Consider the following 17866-nt stretch of genomic DNA (forward strand, 5'->3'; position numbering starts at 1 on the left):
CGCGACTGCTCGGCGTAAGGCCGGTCAGCTGCTGAGGGTCTTGCCGGCGCTGTGCAGGTCGTTGCACGCCTCGATGACCCGCTCGGTCATGGCGGCCTCGGCCTTCTTGAGGTAGCTGCGCGGGTCGTAGACCTTCTTGTTGCCGACCTCGCCGTCGATCTTGAACACCCCGTCGTAGTTGGTGAACATGTGCCCGGCGACCGGGCGGGTGAAGGCGTACTGGGTGTCGGTGTCGACGTTCATCTTCACCACCCCGTGCTGCAACGCCTCCTCGATCTCGGACTTCAGCGATCCGGAGCCACCGTGGAAGACGAAGTTGAACGGCTTGGAGCCGGCCGCCAGACCCAGCTTGGCCGCCGCCACCTTCTGGCCCTCGCCGAGGATGTCGGGGCGCAGCTTGACGTTGCCGGGCTTGTAGACGCCGTGCACGTTGCCGAAGGTGGCGGCCAGCAGGTACTCGCCGTGGTCACCGACACCGAGGGCTTCGATGGTCTTCTCGAAATCGTCCGGGGTGGTGTAGAGCTTCTCGTTGATCTCGGCTTCCACACCGTCCTCTTCGCCGCCGACGACGCCGATCTCGATCTCCAGGATGATGTTGGCGGCCGCCGCCTTGGCCAGCAGCTCCTTGGCGATTTCCAGGTTCTCGTCGATCGGCACCGCCGAGCCGTCCCACATGTGCGACTGGAACAGCGGGTTCTGGCCGGCCTTGACCCTTTCATCAGAGATCGCCAGCAGGGGACGCACGAAACCGTCCAGCTTGTCCTTCGGACAGTGGTCGGTGTGCAGGGCCACGTTGATCGGGTACTTGGCGGCGATCACATGGGTGAACTCGGCCAACGCCACCGCGCCGGTCACCATGTCCTTGACGCCCAGACCGGAGCCGAACTCGGCGCCGCCGGTGGAGAACTGGATGATGCCGTCACTGCCGGCGTCGGCGAAGCCCTTGATTGCGGCGTTGATGGTCTCCGATGACGTGCAGTTGATCGCCGGGAATGCGTACGCATTCTCCTTGGCGCGGCCCAGCATCTCGGCGTAGACCTCGGGGGTGGCGATGGGCATGGAACACTCTCCTCTTGGCTGACCGAACCTGCCCTCGAGTATCTCAGCAACGGTTTCCCACGGAGCCCCGGGTATGTTGGTGCGTCATGAGCACGACGGTGGCGGCGATGCCCCACATCTTGGACCCGATGTACTGGATCGGGCAGGGCGGGGTCTTCGAGCACGCCGTATTGCCGGCGATCCTGGTGATCGTCTTCATCGAAACGGGTCTGCTGTTTCCGCTGTTGCCGGGCGAATCGCTGTTGGTCACCGGCGGCCTGCTGGCCGCGGCCGGCAACCCCGACATCTGGGTGCTGGCGCCGGCGGTGACGGTCGTGGCGATCCTCGGCGACCAGACCGGCTACTTCATCGGCCGGCGGCTCGGGCCGGCGCTGTTCAAGAAAGAGGATTCCCGTTTCTTCAAGAAGCACTATGTGACCGACTCGCATGCCTTCTTCGAGAAATACGGCCCGGTGGCGATCATCCTGGCGCGCTTCGTGCCGTTCGCACGAACCTTCGTCCCGGCAATCGCGGGCGTGTCCTACATGCGGTACCCGGTCTACTTGGCCTTCGACATCGTCGGCGGAATCCTGTGGGGAGCCGGGATGACGCTGACGGGCTATCTGCTGGGGACCAAGGTGCCGGGCATCACCGACCACCTGGAATTGATCATCATCGGGATCCTGTTCGTCTCGCTGCTGCCGGCGATCTTCTCGGCGGCCAAGGCCTACCTGTCGCGCCGGCGCAATCGCGCCGCCGAGGCGCCGGACGACGAGTCCGCGCTCAGCCTGCGGAATCCCGACTAAGCCCGCTCGGGCGGGCCGCTGCCACGGTGTGGGCGGCCTCCATCAGCATCCAGCCTGACAGCTGTACCGACAGGTCGCGTTCGGGCACCTCGGACTCGTTGACGGCACCGCCGACGGAGGTGGCCACCGCGCCCTCGGCCCGCGGCAGGTCGGCGGTGCGGTCCCAGAACGCCCCGAACAACGGCAGCCCGTCCACCGACTGCCGGTAGTCCCACGCCGATTTCGCCGACGTCAGCACCAGCTCGGCGGCGGTGTCGCGGGCCTCGGTGTCGGCGGCGGAATCACCCGGAAGGTCGGTGGCCACCAATGCCAGGTACCGGGCGGTGATCCCGGCGAATAGCCCGCCGTCGCCCCCGCCGGCGCCTTTGAGCACCCCGCCGGGGGCCATCTGCTTGTGCACCGCGGCCACCAGCCGGTGCACTCGGGCGGCGTGCCGCTCAGCTCCGGTGCGCACCGCCAGCTCGGTCTCGAGCCCCAGCACCACGCCCTGGCAGTAGGTGTACTGGGCCCGCACCAGCGACCCGCCCCTGATGCCGTCGAACACCAGGTGAGTCTCGGGGTCGATCAGGGTGTCGTCGATCCAGTCGCCCATTTGCTGGGCACGCTGAAGCCACTCGGGTTCGCGGGCCAGGAAGATCCCGGCCGGCCCGTTGGCGGGGGCGTTAAAGAACGGCTCGGTGAACTGTTCGTCTTTGCGCCAGGGGATGCCGCCGCCGGCCTCGGGCATCCAGGAGTCGGTCAGCTGGCGGGTCAGGGTGCCCAGCGCACGGTGCCGGTCGATGCCGGTGACGGCGCAGGCCCGCTGGATCGCCAGCGCCAGCCACGCCATGTCGTCGTAGTAGGCGTTGGTCCAGCGGAACACGTTGCGCAGCCGGTGGCTGCGGATCTGCCGTTTGATCCGGGTCGCCCGTTCGGCCTGCGGGTCCCGCAGTTGGGCGTCGACGAGGCAGTCCAGCAGGTGCGCCTGCCACCAGTAGTGCCAATGCGGGGCACGCCGGATCGGCGGCCAGGCCACCACGCCCAGCTGGGTGCCCGGCAGATGCCAGAGCGGTTTGAGGTGCCTCGCGGTGACAGCGGCCTCGGCACTCTCGGCCCGATTCGCCCATCGCAGATCCATAGCCCCAGATCCTGCCCTACCAGCTCACGTCGCACCGTCACAACCGCCCCGGGCTGCCCGCCCCGGACGCCTCAACAGGTAGGCCAGCGCGACGACCGTCGCGGCGAGCCCGGACAGCGCGGCGACACCCAGCGCCCAGCGCGGGCTGAAAGCGTCGGCGATCCAACCGATCAGGGGCGCACCGATCGGTGTGGTGCCCACCGCGATGGCCAACCGCAGCGCCATCACCCGCCCGCGCATCACCGGGTCGGTGGTCAGTTGCATCAGACTGTTCGTGGCATTGGTGAACGTCAGCGTGCAGACCCCGATCACCGCGAGCGCGACGCCGAACAGCCAGACGCCGGGCGCGACGGCGGCGAAGGCGAAACCGACGCCCAAGACCGCCGCGCTGATGAGCAGTGACTGGAAGCGGGGCCGTTCCCAGCCCGCGGCGAGCAGTGCCCCGGCGAGCGTGCCGACCGCCATTACCGAGGACAGCAGCCCGTATTGGTTTGCGCCGCCGTGGAAGACCGTGACCGACATGGTCGAGATGAAGATCGGAAAATTGAGTCCGAAGGTACCAATCAGAAACAGCATCCACAGGATCGCCTTGAGATCCGGACGCGCCCAGACGTAACGCAAACCCTCCATGAGGTTGCCCCGGGCCGGCCCGACCGCACGAGGGTTGGGATGGAGCTCGCGCACCCGTAGTAGCCCCAGCGAGGCGAGCACGGCACCGAAGGACGCCGCATTGATCAGAAACGCCCATCCGGTGCCGACAGCGGCGATCAGCACGCCGGCGACGGCGGGACCGATCATCCGGGCGGCATTGATGGACGCCGAATTCAGCGCCACCGCATTGGAGAGATCGTCGTCTTCCACCAGATCCGAGACGAACGTTTGGCGCGCCGGCATGTCGACCGCGCTGACGCAGCCGGACAGCAACGCCAGGACGTAGACGTGCCACAGCTCGACCAGGCCGGTGACGGTCAGGATGCCGAGGACGAGCGCCAGGATTCCCAACGCCGCCTGGGTGGCGATCAGGAGTCTGCGCCGGTCGAAACGGTCGGCCGCGTAGCCGGTCCAGGGCAGCAAGAGCAGCTGCGGCCCGAATTGCAGGCCCATGACGACCCCGACCGCGGTTCCGCTGCGGGCGGTGAGCTCGGTCAGCACCAGCCAGTCCTGGGCGGTGCGCTGCATCCAGATTCCGATATTGGAGACCAGCGCCCCGCCCGCCCAGAGCCGATAGTTGAAGACCTTCAGTGACCTGAATGTGCTTCTGGCCATGCCCGGCTACCTGTTTGATTCACCGTCAGCGCAGGTGCTCGACCAATGTGCCGCCGTCGCCGAAGAGCTTGCGCTGCCACAGTTCCAGCAGCGCTGTGGTGTCCACGTCGTCGGGGTGGAAGCCGGGTTTGAGATAGCGCAGTAGGTCGCGCAACAGCCCTTTGAAGAACGGGCCACGCAGCAGCGCGCGGCTTTCTCGCAGCAGCCGAACCGGATGGCGGCGCGCCACCGGGTCGCGGGCGATCGAGATCGCCACCGCCAGCAAGGTGGCCGGAACCGTGGTGGCGATCAGGAACGTCATCGCCGCGATCCGGATGGGCTCGGTGCCGCCGACGGCGCGGTAGACGTCGAACGCCACCGACTTGTGCTCCAGTTCTTCCAGCGCATGCCAATTCAGCAGATTCCACACCTCCGGTGTACCCGGAATGGCCTGGATCTCCGCGCTGGACAGGATCCGTTCGGCCAGTACCGCGGTGTAGTGCTCGGCACCGGCGGTCATCGCCAGGTGCACCCGCGGTGACATTCGTTGCTCGCGTCGACACAGCTTGTCCCGCATGGATTTCGAGTCGCGCCATGCGATCCGGTAGCCGCGGTCGATGAGTGCGGCGTTGAGCCGGCGATGTTCCCGCCCGTGGGTGGATTCCTGGCCGATGAAGCCGGCGGCCCGGCGCTTGAGCATCGGATCGGTGATCTGGTCGGTGACCCGACGCACCGAACGGATGAACGACTCCTCACCGGGCGGGAAGCTGCCCGACAGCTCGGCGACGAAATGGCTGAGCACCATGTTGTCGTCGGCGAAATAGCGGCCGTCGGGGGCGTGAAACTGGAAGCGGATGCGCCGGGTGGTCAGCTGGTTGTCCCGCACCACGTCTCCAATGCTCGCTGCTACCAGGCGTTTTCCAGGTTGCCATGCCGGGCGATCCAGGCGTGCATGACGATACCGGCGGCCACCCCGACGTTGATGCTGCGGGTCGAGCCGAACTGGGCGATCGACACCAGCACATCGGCGCCCGCGCGCATCTCGTCGCTGATACCGGGGCCTTCCCGGCCGAACACCAGCAGGCAGTCGGCCGGCAGCGCGGTCTGCTCCAGGCGCACCGCCCCGGCGACGTTGTCGGCCGCGACGACGGTCAGGCCGTGCTGCGCGGCGAAATCCAGCAGTCCGGCGACGTCGTCGTGGTGGCGCAGCCGCTGGTAGCGGTCGGTGACCATGGCGCCGCGCCGGTTCCAGCGCCGCCGCCCGACGATGTGCACGGTGTGCACGGCGAACGCGTTGGCGGTGCGCACCACTGAGCCGATGTTGGCGTCATGCCCGAAGTTCTCGATCGCCACATGCAGCCGGTGCCGCCGCCGGTCGATGTCGGCGATGATCGCCTCGCGGCTCCAGTAGCGGTAGGCGTCGACGACGTTGCGGTGGTCGCCTTCGCGCAGCAGTTCCGGGTCGTAGCGCGGGTCGGCCGGCGGCTCGCCCGGCCACGGCCCGACGCCGTTGGCCGGCGGGAACCACTCGGTCGGGCCCGGCGGTTCAGCGAGGCTCGACGAAGGAGAGGCGAAGCTGGGACCGCCGCATGGGTCCGGGCCCTGTGCGTCGGTCACGTCGTGGTCCATACCGCGGCGTGGGTGCCCACCACCGACACCGAGGCGTAGAGCAGCGCAGCGTTGATCTCTCCGTGTGTGCACAGCGACGTCGGCACGTGCACCGAGTTCAGCGACGCCTCCGGCAGGATCAGCACAGCCGACCCGGAGGCCAGGCAGTCCGGTCCCAGCCCGCGGATCGGCGTCGACGGGCCGGCGATCAGCATCAACGGCCCACCGCGCGCCTGCGCGTCGTCCCGGTACTGACCGGCGAGCGCATCGGCGGTCAGGGTGATCACCATATATCCGTTGCCGGAGAAGGCTTTCGGGTCACCGAGGGCGGCCGGTGCCAGCGGTACACCGTCGGCCCGGTATGCCGTCACGCCTTGGGCGGTGAGCACCAGCCCGGTGTCGTAGGGGTTGATCGGTGGCAGCCCCACCGGGAACGCCGCGCCGTAGGCCACCGTGGTGTCCTTGATCCGGTCGGCCGGGGAGTAGGCGTAGATCCCGCGCACCGCGCTGCGTTCCTTCAATGGGCCCAGGCACACGGTGCCGTCCAGCCGATCCGGTTCGCGGTTCGACAGCGGCGTCGGCGTCAGCTCCCCCAGCGCATCGCAGCTGCCCAGCCCGGTGGCCTCGACCGTGCGCGCCGGGGTGCCGTACACCCCGAATCGCAGCTCGTTGGCCGCGGCGTGCGGCGCATCGGAGTCGGCCAGGTGCCCCTTGACGTCGATCAGCACATGGTCGACTTCCCAGCGCAGGTTGGTCAGCGTCATCTCCCAGCCGAGCAGGGTCAGCGCCTCACCGAGCCGGGCGCCCTGGGCGCCGTACGGGCCGGTCGGGCCCGGGCTGGAGCAGCCCGCCACGCACGCGACGGCCAGCGCCAGCCACGCCGCGATCAGTGTCCGCACAACCGGGCTCAGCCCAGTCCGAGCTCGGCCAGGCCGAGCACGCTGCGATAGGGCACGCCTTCGGCCTCGATGGCCTCGGCTGCTCCGGTGGCGCGGTCCACCACGGTGGCCACGCCGACGACCTGCCCGCCGGCGTCGCGCACCGCACGCACCGCGGTCAGCGCCGACCCGCCGGTGGTGCTGGTGTCCTCGACCACCAGGACCGGCCGCCCGCTCACGTCGGCGCCTTCGATAAGGCGTTGCATGCCATGGGCTTTCACCGATTTGCGGACTACGAAGGCGTCGATCGGCCGGCCCGGGGCGTGCATGACGGCGGTCGCCACCGGATCCGCGCCCAGGGTCAGACCGCCCACCGCGACGTAGTCCCAATCATCGGTGAGCTGGCGGACCAGCCGGCCGATCAGGGCGCCGGCCCGGTGGTGCAGGGTGGAGCGGCGCAGGTCGACGTAGTAGTCGGCCTCGGCGCCCGAGGACAGTGTCACGCGGCCGTGCACGACCGACAGGTCGCGCACCAGCGCGGCCAGTTCGTCGCGCTCGTCGCCGTTAAGTGCGCCCACGGCCCCGCCCGAAGGTGTTGGTCAGCGTCCTCGACAGCCCCCGCGGAATCAGCCGGCTGGCGGTGGTCAAGGCCTTGTACTGCAGGCCCGGGACGCTGATGACGTCGCCGCGGGCGATGTCGGCGAGGCTGGCCGCGACGACGTCGTCGACTTCCATCCACAGAAACGACGGCAGGGTGGCCATGTCGATCCCGGCGCGTTCGTGGAATTCGGTGTGCACGTAGCCCGGGCAGACCACGTGGATGCCGACGCCGGTGCCGGCGAGCCCACCGGCCAGGCCCTCGGTGAACGACACCACCCAGGCTTTGGACGCCGAGTACGTCGAGCCGCGCCCGGACAGCAGGCCGGCCACGCTGGCCACATTGACGACGGTGCCGGCGCCCGCATCGATCATCGCCGGTAGTGCGGCCCGGGTCAGCTGCATCACCGCGGTGACGTTGACGTCCAGCTGCGATTGCAGCAGCGCGGGGTCAGCGGTCCAGAATTCTCCGGAGGTACCGAAGCCGGCGTTGTTGACCAGCACCCGCACGCCGGCGCGCAGCCGCTCGGCCACCGTGGCGCGGCCGTCGGCGTCGGCCAGGTCGGCGGGCAGCACTTCGACATCGCAACCGTGACTGCCCCGCAGTTCGGCCGCCAGCGCCTCGAGCCGTTCGGCGTCGCGGGCGACCAGAACCAGGTCATAGCCGTCGGCGGCGTAGCGGCGCGCGTAGCCGGCGCCCAACCCGGAGGTAGGCCCGGTGACCAGGGCCGTGGGTCGTGACATGACGGACAGCGTAGCGGCGATCGCCAGCACGACGAAGTCGGGCGCCGCGGGTCGCCGCCATCAGCCCGAGCCGGTGGACCGGCGGCGGCGGTCAGCGCTGATAGTGCGCGGTCTGCCGGCCGTTGCGGCCCGGAGCCGGGGCGTGCAGCATGCCCTCATCGCGGGCCGTCCGGCGCCGTGGCCGTTCGACGGCAGCGGCGGCGTTGCCCAACGGCGGAGTGGCCGCCCGCGACGGAGCCGGCGCCTGCTCGGCTGCGCCGTCCTCCGCGGATTCCGTCGCACCGCCAGAACCCAGCGGGCGGCTGGGCTGCCCGTTGCGGCGAGCCGCCGGCTTGGCCGATCCGGCCACGGCTTCGACCGGCTGACGCCGTGGCGTCGGCGGCAGCACCCGCAGCAGGTCGTTGAACTGGCGAACGCTGCGCAGGCCCTCGTCCCACTGGGCGCGGGTGCTGGTGACCGGCATGCTGACCAGGGTCCAGTTCGCCTCGTTCCACATGATCTCCGCGCAGTCCGGCGCGGTGTGGGCGAAGGTGACCATCCGCCGGTCGCAGGCGCGGCGCGCTGCGTCGAGGTTGGTGGAGTAGACCATCCGCGGGCCGATCGCCCCGAGCAGCCAAATGTCGTTCTCGCGTGGCTCTTTGAGACCCTTGAGCCGCACGTCGACGACGACGTTGGTGCTGACCTTGCGGTGCAAGGCGATCACCGTGGCGACCTCGTCCAGGTCGAAGATGTAGACCGCCTCACCGCGGATCTGGCCGAGCACCACGTTGCGGACCGGCGCGTCGCCGACGGTCGAGATCACGCCGCGTTTCCAGCGTCGCAGGATCTCGGTGGACTCCGGTTCGAAGTCGAAGCCGTGCGAGCGGGCCCAGGACTTGCGGCGCCGGCTGCGGCCGCGGCGCTGGTCGAGGTCCACGTACAGCAAGACGCCCGCGCCGACGAAACACAGCGCGGACAGCGTGAACCAGAGCGGGACCATTAGGCCTAGCGTATCTGTTGTCGGCCCGGAAGCGAGAACGCTTGCCGGTCACAACCGCGTATCAGCACGATTCCAAGAGGTCAACGTCACAGCTCGAGGGCGCTGGAGCCGCCGAAGATGGTGGTCCCGGTGCCGCTCGGGCTGTAGGAGATGTAGATCGGCTGCTGGGCGAACGGGAAGTTGCCGGTGTTCATGCTGTCGCCGGAGGTCACGGTCGGGGAGTTGAAGGCCGTGTTCGAGTTGTGCACCGTGTACTCGTACAGCAGGTTGTTGGTGCCGTGCTGGTAGACCGCGATGGTCGTCCCGTCGGGTAGGCCGCCGTTGCTCTCCGGCGTGATGCCGTTGAGCGCCGAGGACGGCATGGTGCCGTACACCCCGCCGGAGTCGACGACCGCGCTGACTGCCTGGTGTGTACCGCCGTTGATGCTGAGATCCAAGGTCGTCCAGGGCGCCCCGGCGACCGAGGTCCCGTCGGTCAACGGATTGGCGCCGAAGACCAATTCGTGGTTGGCCTGGTCGATCAGCAAGCCCTTACCGAGGTCCCCCGGAAGGTCGGCGGTCGGAATGCTGTCTTGTGTCGGCCCGAGCGCATTGGGTCCGACCCCCAGCACGCCGACGACGTTGGCCGGGCCCAGATAGTCCTGGATGGACCACGGGCCGAACAGGTTGAAGTTCGCCGGGAACGCGAACAGCACGGCATCGACGCTGCTGTCGGCGGTGACGGTCTCGCCGGCAGCGTCGGTGAAGGTGACCGTGGTGGGCAGCTCCACATAGAAGTAGTCCAGCGAACCGCCGAACTGACCGACGTTGAAACCGGTGGGCAGGCCGGTGATGCCGGTCCACGGAACGTCCCAGATCGGCATGACCAGGCCGGCCGCGCCGGTGTCGACCAGCAGGGGTTCCGCCGCGCCGCCGCCCACCGAAACGTTCACCACCGGTTCGGTGGTGGCGTTGACCGTCAGCGGGACGGTGAAGGTGTCCGGGGTGACGACGTCCGGGCTGGACGCGACGGCGCTGCCGGCCGTGCTCGCATCGGCGGCCCCGCCGAACAGCCACTGCTCAAGGTCGTTGATCGGGGTAGCGACCAGGTTCTGATACCAGCCCTCGAACAGGGAGTCCAACGAGGCCAGCGCCGAGCCGGGATCGGTATCGGCGGCGATACCGGGATCAACCGCACTGAGCGCATCGATGATCGGCTGGAACAGATCATCGACGTCGGCATTGGCCGCCGGCGCGGCCCCGAACGCCAGGAACGCCCCGGCCGTCGCGGTCGCACCGATCACCTGGCGTCGATGAGCTGCTGACATACCCGCAACCTCCCCCGGTCACGGAGAGCCGCAACCAACAGCGGTTACGTTAACCCCCGCAGGGGCGTAGAACACCAGGGGATTTACCCAAGAAACAGCCAAAAATCGCCGGGGACGTCAGCGAGGCCGGTGATGTCATCCCGCCTGGATGAGGGTGCCCCCGACGATGGTCTGCCCGCCGGGCACGGTGTAGTTGATGTAGACCGGCTCGTGGCCGAACAGCCAGTTCCCGGTGTTCATGCCACTGTTGGCGCCAACCACGACCGGGCTGCGCACCTCACCCGCCTGGGAGCCCACCGTGTAGGAGTACAGCAGCGTGCCGTCCTTGGCGTAGACCGAGATGTCCGTCCCGTCGGGCAGGGCTCCATTGGCGGTCGGGGTAACGCCCGCGCCCGTCAACACCGAGGACGGCATGGTGCCGTAGACACCGCCGGAGTCGATCACCGCCTTGACGTCGGTCATCGGCCCGTCATTGAGCTGGACCTTCAAGTCGGCCCAGGGCGACCCGGCAATCACGGTGCCGCCCTCGTACGGGTTATCCCCGAAGATCAACTGCTTGTTCGCCTGGTCGATCAGCACGCCGTTGCCGAGGTTGCCGGGCAGATCGGCGGTCGGAATGTGGTCGGGAGTGGGCCCGAGCGCGTTGGGACCGATCCCCAAGACCCCGGTGGAGGAACCGGCCAGGTAGTCGTAGATGGACCAGGAGCCAAAGGGATTGAGGTCTGCCGGGAACGCGAAGAGCACCGCGTCCACCGTGGTGTCGGCGGTGACGGTGTTGCCGCCGGCGTCGGCGAAGGTGACCGTGGTGGGCAGCTCCATATAGAAGTAGTTCAGCGCCCCGCCGAACTGGCCGATGTTGAAGCCGGTGGGCAGTCCGGTGATGCCGAACGGGTTGATGTTCCAGATCGGCACGACCAGCCCGGCCGCGCCGGTGTCGACCAGCACCTCGGTCTGCGCGCCGCCGCCGATCGAAACGTTGACCACCGGCTGCGTCCCGAGGTTGACGTCCATCGGAACCGTGAAGCTGTCCGGGAGGTTGGTGCTGTCCTCGTCGTACGCGACCGCACTGCCGGGCAGATCCGCACCGAACAGCCACGGCGCGACGCCGTGCAGCGGGGTGTAGACGAGGTCCTGGTACCAGCCCTCGAACAGCGCGTCCAACGACGCCAGAGCGGAGCCCGGGTCGGTGTCGGCCGCGATGCCGGGGTCGACGCTGCTGAAGGCGTCGAGGATGGGCTGGAACAGGTCGTCCCAGTCGGCGTGGGCCGCCGGCGCGGGCGCGCTCAGTGCCAGGAAGGCCCCTGCCGCACTGACGGCGCCGACCAGGCGATGACGACGACCTGACATAGCGTGCCCCTCCGAATTAACGACGAAATTGTAAAACCCCGGACTTTCTCAGCATCGTTAGATTAACCGATCAGCTTCGTCATCGCATCCGCCAGCAGAGGGGCAAGGAAGAGGTCCCCCGCCGGGCAGCGGGGGACCTCTCACTCTCGGGGGAACGTCAGCCCAGGATCAGCGACTCGCCATCCACGCCGACATTGACCGGTACGACGTCGCCGTCGTGCACCTCCCCGGCCAGCAGCATCTTGGCCAGCTGGTCGCCGATGGCCTGCTGGATCAGCCGGCGCAGCGGACGCGCTCCATAGATCGGGTCGAACCCACGGTGCGCTAGCCACTTCTTGGCCTCCAGGGAGACCTCCAGTTGCAGCCGGCGCTGCGCCAGCCGCTTGGACAGCTGCTCGAGCTGGATGTCGACGATCGACACCAGTTCCTCGGGGTTGAGGCCCTCGAAGATCAGCACGTCGTCGAGCCGGTTGATGAACTCGGGCTTGAACGCGGCACGCACCGCGGCCATCACCTGCTCGTCGCTGCCCCCCGATCCCAGGTTGGAGGTCAGGATCAGGATGGTGTTGCGGAAGTCGACGGTGCGGCCCTGGCCGTCGGTGAGCCGGCCCTCGTCGAGCACCTGCAGCAGCACGTCGAACACGTCCGGGTGCGCCTTCTCCACCTCGTCGAAGAGCACCACGGTGTAGGGCCGGCGGCGCACCGCCTCGGTCAGCTGACCGCCCTGGTCGTAGCCGATGTAGCCGGGGGGCGCTCCGACCAGCCGCGCGACCGAGTGCTTCTCGCCGTATTCGCTCATGTCGATGCGCACCATCGCCCGTTCGTCGTCGAACAGGAAGTCCGCCAGGGCCTTGGCCAGCTCGGTCTTGCCCACGCCGGTGGGGCCGAGGAACAGGAACGATCCGGTCGGCCGGTTGGGGTCGGCGACCCCGGCCCGGCTGCGTCGAACCGCGTCGGAGACCGCCTGCACGGGCTTGCGCTGCCCGACGACGCGTTTGGCGAGCTCGTCTTCCATGCGCAGCAGCTTGGCGGTCTCGCCCTCCAGCAGCCGCCCGGCCGGAATGCCGGTCCAGGCGCTCACCACGTCGGCGATGTCGTCGGGCCCCACCTCTTCCTTGAGCATGACGTCTTCGCGGGCCTGCGCATCCGGCAACGCCGCCTCGAGCTTCTTCTCCACCTCGGGGATGCGCCCGTAGCGCAGCTCGGCGGCCTTGGCCAGGTCGCCGTCGCGTTCGGCACGGTCGGACTCCCCGCGCAGGGTCTCCAGCTGTTCCTTGAGTTCCCGCACGACGTCGATGGCGTTCTTCTCGTTGTGCCATCGGGTGGTCAGCTCGGCCAGCTTCTCCTTGTAGTCGGCCAGCTCGGCGCGCAGCTTCTCCAGCCGATCCTTCGACGCCGCGTCCTCTTCCTTGCTCAGCGCCATCTCTTCGATCTCCAGCCGGCGCACCAGCCGTTCGACCTCGTCGATCTCGACGGGCCGCGAGTCGATCTCCATCCTCAACCGCGAGGCGGCCTCGTCGACCAGGTCGATCGCCTTGTCCGGCAGGAACCGTGCGGTGATGTAGCGGTCGGACAGCGTGGCCGCGGCGACCAGCGCCGAGTCGGTGATCCGCACCCCGTGGTGCACCTCGTAGCGGTCCTTGAGGCCGCGCAGGATGCCGATGGTGTCCTCGGCCGACGGTTCGCCGACGTAGACCTGCTGGAAACGGCGCTCCAGCGCGGCGTCCTTCTCGATGTATTTGCGGTACTCCTCGAGCGTGGTCGCGCCGACCAGCCGCAGCTCACCGCGGGCCAGCATCGGCTTGATCATGTTGCCGGCGTCCATCGCGCCCTCGCCGGTCGCACCGGCGCCGACGATGGTGTGCAGCTCGTCGATGAAGGTGATCACTTGTCCCGCAGCATTCTTGATCTCGTCGAGGACGGCCTTGAGCCGCTCCTCGAACTCACCGCGGTACTTGGCGCCGGCCACCATCGAGCCCAGGTCCAGGGAGACGACGGTCTTGTCGCGCAGGCTGTCCGGGACGTCGCCGGCGACGATGCGCTGGGCCAGGCCCTCCACGATCGCGGTCTTGCCGACGCCGGGCTCACCGATGAGCACCGGGTTGTTCTTGGTGCGCCGGGACAGCACCTGCACGACCCGACGGATTTCGGTGTCGCGCCCGATCACCGGGTCGAGCTTGCCTTCGCGGGCGCGGGCGGTCAGGTCGGTGGAGTACTTCTCCAGCGCCTGGTAGCTGGCCTCCGGGTCAGGGTTGGTGACCCGGGCGCTGCCGCGCACCTTGACGAAGCCGTCCTGCAGGACCTGCGGCGAGGCGCCGTGGCCGCTGAGCAGCTTGGCGACGTCGGAGTCGCCGGTGGCCAGACCGACCATCAGGTGCTCGGTGGAGACGTACTCGTCGTCGAGTTCGGTGGCCAGCTGCTGGGCGACGGTGATCGCGGCCAGCGATTCGCGGGACAGCTGCGGTTGCGCGCTGGCGCCGCTGGCCTGCGGCAGCCGGTCGAGCAGGTGCTGATTCTCGGTGCGGATCGTCGCCGGGTTCACCCCGACCGCCTCCAGCAGCGGCGCGGCGATCCCGTCGTTCTGGGTCAATAAGGCCTGCAGCAGGTGTGCGGGCCGGATTTCGGGATTGCCGGCAGCGGTGGCCGCCTGCAACGCCGCGGTCAGGGCCGCCTGCGTCTTGGTGGTCGGGTTGAACGAGTCCACGACACCTCCATTCGGGGTCAGAGGGGGCCTGAGCGGGCCCGGTGAAAATGCTTGTCGGCTTGTTCAACGTCGTCAAGGTTGAGTCTGTTCCGCTCAACCCCAGATTTCTTTGCGCCGCCTGTGCGGTTTCATACCCGACACGCCGTCGCGGGCGTATCAGACGGCACAGTCGCGCGAGTCGCCGCCGACGCGCGGCCGCGTCCAGAGGTAGAGGCCGAGCCACACCCCGTAGCCGAGCGCCATCCCGGCGTACATGACGACCGGTTCGGTCTGGCCGTGCACGCTGAGGTAGAGCACGACGCCGGCCGCCAATGCCGGCAACGCCGCCGCGCGACGCCGCATACCGAGCGCTGCGGCGACGAGCACGATGGACACGATCAGCAGAACCGGGCTGATCCGATGCAGCACGTCGAGCACTTCCGGCAACCAGCCCCCGGCCTCCCCGGCGCCGTGCGCGGCGTGTCCCATGCCGGCCGCAGCCGATGCTCCGACGCCGAGTGCCACCAGGATCGCCGGCAGACAGCAACCCAGGGTGCAGACCAATGCCGCGATCAGTCCGGTGACGCCGACCCGGCGTCCCACCATATCCGCCTTGCGCACGCCACTGAACCTATACCCCGTACGGGTATCTAGCAAGACCAGTGGTGACGTTCCACGCCCGGCCGGTCGGCTACCGTGCTGCCATGACGTCCGGCTTGGGTTCGGTGTGGACCGCGTTGATTCCGCTCGCGCTGGTGGTGGCGCTCTCCCCGATCACCGTCATCCCGGCGGTGCTGGTGCTGCATACCCCGCGTCCGCGCGAGACCGGGCTGGTATTTCTCGTCGGCTGGCTGGCGGGTCTGGCCGCACTCACCGCGGCCTTCGTGGCCGCATCGGGACTGCTGGGCGGTTTGCGCACCACACCGCCGGCGTGGGCCGCGTGGCTACGGATTGTCGTCGGTGTGACGCTGATCGCGTTCGGTATCTACCGCTGGACCACCCGGCACGGACACGGCGAGATGCCGGGCTGGATGCGCTCATTCACCGCGATGACCCCGCTGCGCGCCGGGCTGATGGCCGCGGTACTGGCCGTGGTCCGACCCGAGGTGCTGTTCATGGCCGCCGCTGCGGGGCTGGCCATCGGCAGCGCCGGGCTGACCAGCGCGGGGGCGTGGCAGGCGGCCGCGTTCTTCGTCGCCATCGCCGCATCCACGGTGGTGGTCCCGATTCTGGGCTATCTCGCGGCCAGCCACCGGCTCGATCCGGCGCTGGAGCGGCTCAAGGACTGGATGCAACAACAGCACGCCGCGCTGGTCGCCGTCATCCTCGTCCTCATCGGCGCCATGGTGACCTACAACGGGATTCACGCGCTGTAGCCGGTACCGCCGCCGGCCCGCATAAAATCGCGGCCGTGGGCCTAGACGACCGTGACGCACTGCAGGTGCTGCGCGGCGCGTTCGCCGCCCCCGATGCCAGCGACGGCACCGACGGCTTTGTGACCCGCTTGTTCGCCCGCTGGTTCGGCACCGACCCGTCGGCCCGTGATCTGTTCCCGGCCGACCTTTCCGCTATCCGCACGGCGTTCACCCAGGCTTTGAGCTGGGTGTACGGCGAGCTGGTGGCCCAGCGCGCGCAGGAGCCGATCTCGTTTATCGCACAGCTCGGCCGAGATCACCGTAAATACGGTGTGACGCAACACCATTACGACACCATGGGACGCGTGCTCTACGCCGCCCTGCGCGACGAGCTGGCCGAGGACTGGACCCCCGCGGTCGAGGACGCCGCCCGCGAGTCGCTGAATCTGATCATCGGGGTGATGGGCGGCGCCGCCGACGCCGAAGAAGGCCCGGCCTGGTGGGACGGCAGCGTCGTCGAGCACCTGCGGGTCTCCCGCGACCTGGCCGTGGTCCGGATCCAGCTCGACCACCCGCTGCCCTACTACCCGGGCCAGTACGTCAAAGTCGAGGTGCCGCAGTGCCCGCGCTCGTGGCGTTACCTCTCGCCTGCCATGCCCGCCGACGAGACCGGCGCCATCGAGTTCCACCTCCGCGGGGTGCCGGGCGGGCTGGTCAGCACCGCGATCGTCAACGAAACCCGGCCCGGTGACCGCTGGCGCCTGTCCAGTCCGCACGGCGGCCTGCACGTCGACCGCGACGCCGGTGACGTGCTGATGGTGGCCGGCAGCACCGGCCTGGCGCCGCTGCGGGCGATCATCATGGACCTGACCCGGTGGGGCGTGAACCCGCGCGTGCACCTGTTCTTCGGGGGCCGATACCCCTGCGAGCTCTACGACCTGCCCACCCTGTGGCAGATCGCGGCGCACAACCCGTGGCTGTCGGTGACCCCGGTGTCGGAGTACGCCCGCGACCCGAGCTGGGCCGCCGACTACCCCGACGTGACGCCGCCGCGGGGCCTGCACGTGCGGCAAACCGGGCAGCTGCCGGATGTGGTCACGCGCTATGGCAACTGGAGCGACCGACAGATCCTGGTCTGCGGCGGCCCCGAGATGACCCGTGCCACCGAGGCCGCTCTGATCGCCAGAGGCGCTCCTGCGCAACGCATTCAACACGACCCACTGTCGGAGTGAGCATGAGCGAATTCGAATCCTGCACATTGGTTGATCCGTCGTCGGATCTGACGGCGACGTTCGTCCCGAGCGCCGGCATGATCGGCACCTCGCTGTCCGACGGCGGTGTGGAGTTGCTCGGTCAGCGCAAGGGCGTGGCGGCATACGTATCCGAATACAAGACCATGGGCATCCCGCTGCTGTATCCGTGGGCGAATCGGTTGAGCGGCAAGCAATACCGCGTCGACGGCACCAAGGTAGCCCTGGCTCCCGGCACCGGCGGCGTACACACCGACGCGCACGGTGCCCCGATTCACGGCACCCTGGCCGGGGATTCCGGTTGGCTGGTGACCGAGCGGTCGGCGTCGACGGTGACCGCTGAACTCGACTTCGGCTCGCGGCCGGAGTTGTTGGCGTCCTTCCCGTTCCCGCATCTGCTGAGCCTGGCGGTCGCTCTGGGAGACCGCACGCTGACCGTGCGCACCACGGTCACCGCCACCACCGGCGCCGGGGTGCCGCTGTGCTTCGGGTTCCATCCCTACCTGCAGCTGCCCGGAGTCTCGAGAGCTCAGTGGCGCATCGAGACGCCGACTATGCGCGCTCGGCTCGTCGACGCCCGCGGCATCCCGACCGGAGCGACCGAACCTCATGCACAATCCACCGAATTGTTGGGCGAGCAGGTGTTTGACGACGGTTTCGACGAAGTGCCGGCCGGAGCGGCGTTCGCGGTCAGCGGCGGTGGGCGGCGCATCGAGGTGCACTTCGACAGCGGGTATCCGGCGGCGCAGATCTTCGCCCCGGCCACCGAGGAGGTCATCTGTTTCGAACCGATGGCCGCGCCCACCGACGCGCTGCGCCGCGGCGGCTATCGGATGGCCCGCCCGGGCGAACCGGGAGTAGCCCAGTTCTCCATCCGGGTCCGCTGAAGTCCGGCGAGCAGACATGAAAGCC

Annotated in this window: 17 protein-coding genes; 4 read left to right on the forward strand and 13 right to left on the reverse strand. The window is 68.8% G+C overall.

From position 1 onward, the window contains the following. Positions 1 to 24: 24 nt before the first annotated feature. The gene (gene fbaA / locus A5648_RS09655; RefSeq protein ID WP_065024331.1) at positions 25 to 1059 is read right to left on the reverse strand and encodes a class II fructose-bisphosphate aldolase; all 1035 of its coding nucleotides are present in this window, start codon (positions 1057 to 1059) and stop codon (positions 25 to 27) included. Positions 1060 to 1145: 86 nt separating this feature from the next. On the opposite strand from fbaA, the gene A5648_RS09660 reads away from it, so the two are divergent. Further along, entirely contained in the window at positions 1146 to 1844 is a 699-nt protein-coding gene (locus tag A5648_RS09660) for a DedA family protein (RefSeq protein ID WP_065024332.1), read from the forward strand. On the opposite strand, the gene A5648_RS09665 is transcribed toward A5648_RS09660, so the two are convergent. From A5648_RS09665 to A5648_RS09720, 12 genes are all read right to left on the reverse strand, one after another. Further along, positions 1822 to 2955, reverse strand: a complete 1134-nt coding sequence (locus tag A5648_RS09665) for a glycoside hydrolase family 76 protein (protein WP_109470742.1) — start codon at positions 2953 to 2955, stop codon at positions 1822 to 1824. The genes A5648_RS09660 and A5648_RS09665 overlap by 23 nt on opposite strands. Before the next feature lie 30 nt (positions 2956 to 2985). Beyond that, a complete protein-coding gene (locus A5648_RS09670; protein ID WP_065024334.1) occupies positions 2986 to 4227 on the reverse strand; it encodes an MFS transporter in 1242 nt (413 codons plus the stop codon). A 25-nt stretch (positions 4228 to 4252) separates the two neighbouring features. Further along, positions 4253 to 5095, reverse strand: coding sequence for a metal-dependent hydrolase (locus A5648_RS09675; RefSeq protein WP_082966409.1), 843 nt, complete (start codon positions 5093 to 5095; stop codon positions 4253 to 4255). Positions 5096 to 5112: 17 nt separating this feature from the next. Further along, a complete protein-coding gene (locus tag A5648_RS09680) occupies positions 5113 to 5823 on the reverse strand; it encodes a TrmH family RNA methyltransferase (protein WP_234787381.1) in 711 nt (236 codons plus the stop codon). Beyond that, positions 5820 to 6713 carry a hypothetical protein gene (locus tag A5648_RS09685; protein ID WP_065024336.1) on the reverse strand — a complete coding sequence of 298 codons (894 nt, stop codon included), beginning with the start codon at positions 6711 to 6713 and terminating at the stop codon, positions 5820 to 5822. Before A5648_RS09685 ends, A5648_RS09680 begins: the two co-directional genes overlap by 4 nt. Before the next feature lie 8 nt (positions 6714 to 6721). Then, positions 6722 to 7270, reverse strand: a complete 549-nt coding sequence (gene pyrE / locus A5648_RS09690) for an orotate phosphoribosyltransferase (protein WP_065024337.1) — start codon at positions 7268 to 7270, stop codon at positions 6722 to 6724. Further along, a complete protein-coding gene (locus A5648_RS09695) occupies positions 7257 to 8033 on the reverse strand; it encodes an SDR family NAD(P)-dependent oxidoreductase (RefSeq protein ID WP_065024362.1) in 777 nt (258 codons plus the stop codon). Before A5648_RS09695 ends, pyrE begins: the two co-directional genes overlap by 14 nt. A 91-nt stretch (positions 8034 to 8124) precedes the next feature. Beyond that, positions 8125 to 9012, reverse strand: a complete 888-nt coding sequence (gene ttfA, locus A5648_RS09700; RefSeq protein WP_065024338.1) for a trehalose monomycolate transport factor TtfA — start codon at positions 9010 to 9012, stop codon at positions 8125 to 8127. A gap of 86 nt (positions 9013 to 9098) precedes the next feature. Beyond that, on the reverse strand, positions 9099 to 10319 hold the full coding sequence (locus A5648_RS09705; protein WP_234787382.1) for a PecA family PE domain-processing aspartic protease: 1221 nt from the start codon (positions 10317 to 10319) through the stop codon (positions 9099 to 9101). 135 nt (positions 10320 to 10454) lie between these two features. Then, a complete protein-coding gene (locus A5648_RS09710; RefSeq protein ID WP_065024340.1) occupies positions 10455 to 11666 on the reverse strand; it encodes a PecA family PE domain-processing aspartic protease in 1212 nt (403 codons plus the stop codon). A gap of 157 nt (positions 11667 to 11823) precedes the next feature. Beyond that, positions 11824 to 14370, reverse strand: coding sequence for an ATP-dependent chaperone ClpB (gene clpB / locus A5648_RS09715; RefSeq protein ID WP_065024341.1), 2547 nt, complete (start codon positions 14368 to 14370; stop codon positions 11824 to 11826). 156 nt (positions 14371 to 14526) lie between these two features. Then, on the reverse strand, positions 14527 to 14970 hold the full coding sequence (locus A5648_RS09720) for a hypothetical protein (RefSeq protein WP_234787383.1): 444 nt from the start codon (positions 14968 to 14970) through the stop codon (positions 14527 to 14529). An 83-nt stretch (positions 14971 to 15053) separates the two neighbouring features. On the opposite strand from A5648_RS09720, the gene A5648_RS09725 reads away from it, so the two are divergent. The 3 genes from A5648_RS09725 to A5648_RS09735 are packed head-to-tail and all read left to right on the forward strand — an operon-like array spanning position 15054 to position 17841. Next, positions 15054 to 15725, forward strand: a complete 672-nt coding sequence (locus tag A5648_RS09725; protein WP_065024364.1) for a GAP family protein — start codon at positions 15054 to 15056, stop codon at positions 15723 to 15725. Between the two features lie 35 nt (positions 15726 to 15760). Next, entirely contained in the window at positions 15761 to 16936 is a 1176-nt protein-coding gene (locus A5648_RS09730; protein WP_065024342.1) for an FAD-binding oxidoreductase, read from the forward strand. Between the two features lie 2 nt (positions 16937 to 16938). Then, positions 16939 to 17841 carry an aldose 1-epimerase gene (locus A5648_RS09735; RefSeq protein WP_065024343.1) on the forward strand — a complete coding sequence of 301 codons (903 nt, stop codon included), beginning with the start codon at positions 16939 to 16941 and terminating at the stop codon, positions 17839 to 17841. The last annotated feature ends 25 nt before the right edge of the window (positions 17842 to 17866 follow it).

Source organism: Mycolicibacter sinensis (assembly GCF_001673565.1).
Classification (GTDB): domain Bacteria; phylum Actinomycetota; class Actinomycetes; order Mycobacteriales; family Mycobacteriaceae; genus Mycobacterium; species Mycobacterium sinense_C.

Coding starts and splice junctions, on each gene's coding strand:
- A5648_RS09725 (WP_065024364.1), top strand. CDS start 15,054: ATGACGTCCGGCTTGGGTTCGGTGTGGACCGCGTTGATTCCGCTCGCG.
- A5648_RS09695 (WP_065024362.1), bottom strand. CDS start 8,033: ATGTCACGACCCACGGCCCTGGTCACCGGGCCTACCTCCGGGTTGGGC.
- A5648_RS09670 (WP_065024334.1), bottom strand. CDS start 4,227: ATGGCCAGAAGCACATTCAGGTCACTGAAGGTCTTCAACTATCGGCTC.
- A5648_RS09735 (WP_065024343.1), top strand. CDS start 16,939: ATGAGCGAATTCGAATCCTGCACATTGGTTGATCCGTCGTCGGATCTG.
- A5648_RS09705 (WP_234787382.1), bottom strand. CDS start 10,319: ATGTCAGCAGCTCATCGACGCCAGGTGATCGGTGCGACCGCGACGGCC.
- A5648_RS09710 (WP_065024340.1), bottom strand. CDS start 11,666: ATGTCAGGTCGTCGTCATCGCCTGGTCGGCGCCGTCAGTGCGGCAGGG.
- A5648_RS09660 (WP_065024332.1), top strand. CDS start 1,146: ATGAGCACGACGGTGGCGGCGATGCCCCACATCTTGGACCCGATGTAC.
- ttfA (WP_065024338.1), bottom strand. CDS start 9,012: ATGGTCCCGCTCTGGTTCACGCTGTCCGCGCTGTGTTTCGTCGGCGCG.
- fbaA (WP_065024331.1), bottom strand. CDS start 1,059: ATGCCCATCGCCACCCCCGAGGTCTACGCCGAGATGCTGGGCCGCGCC.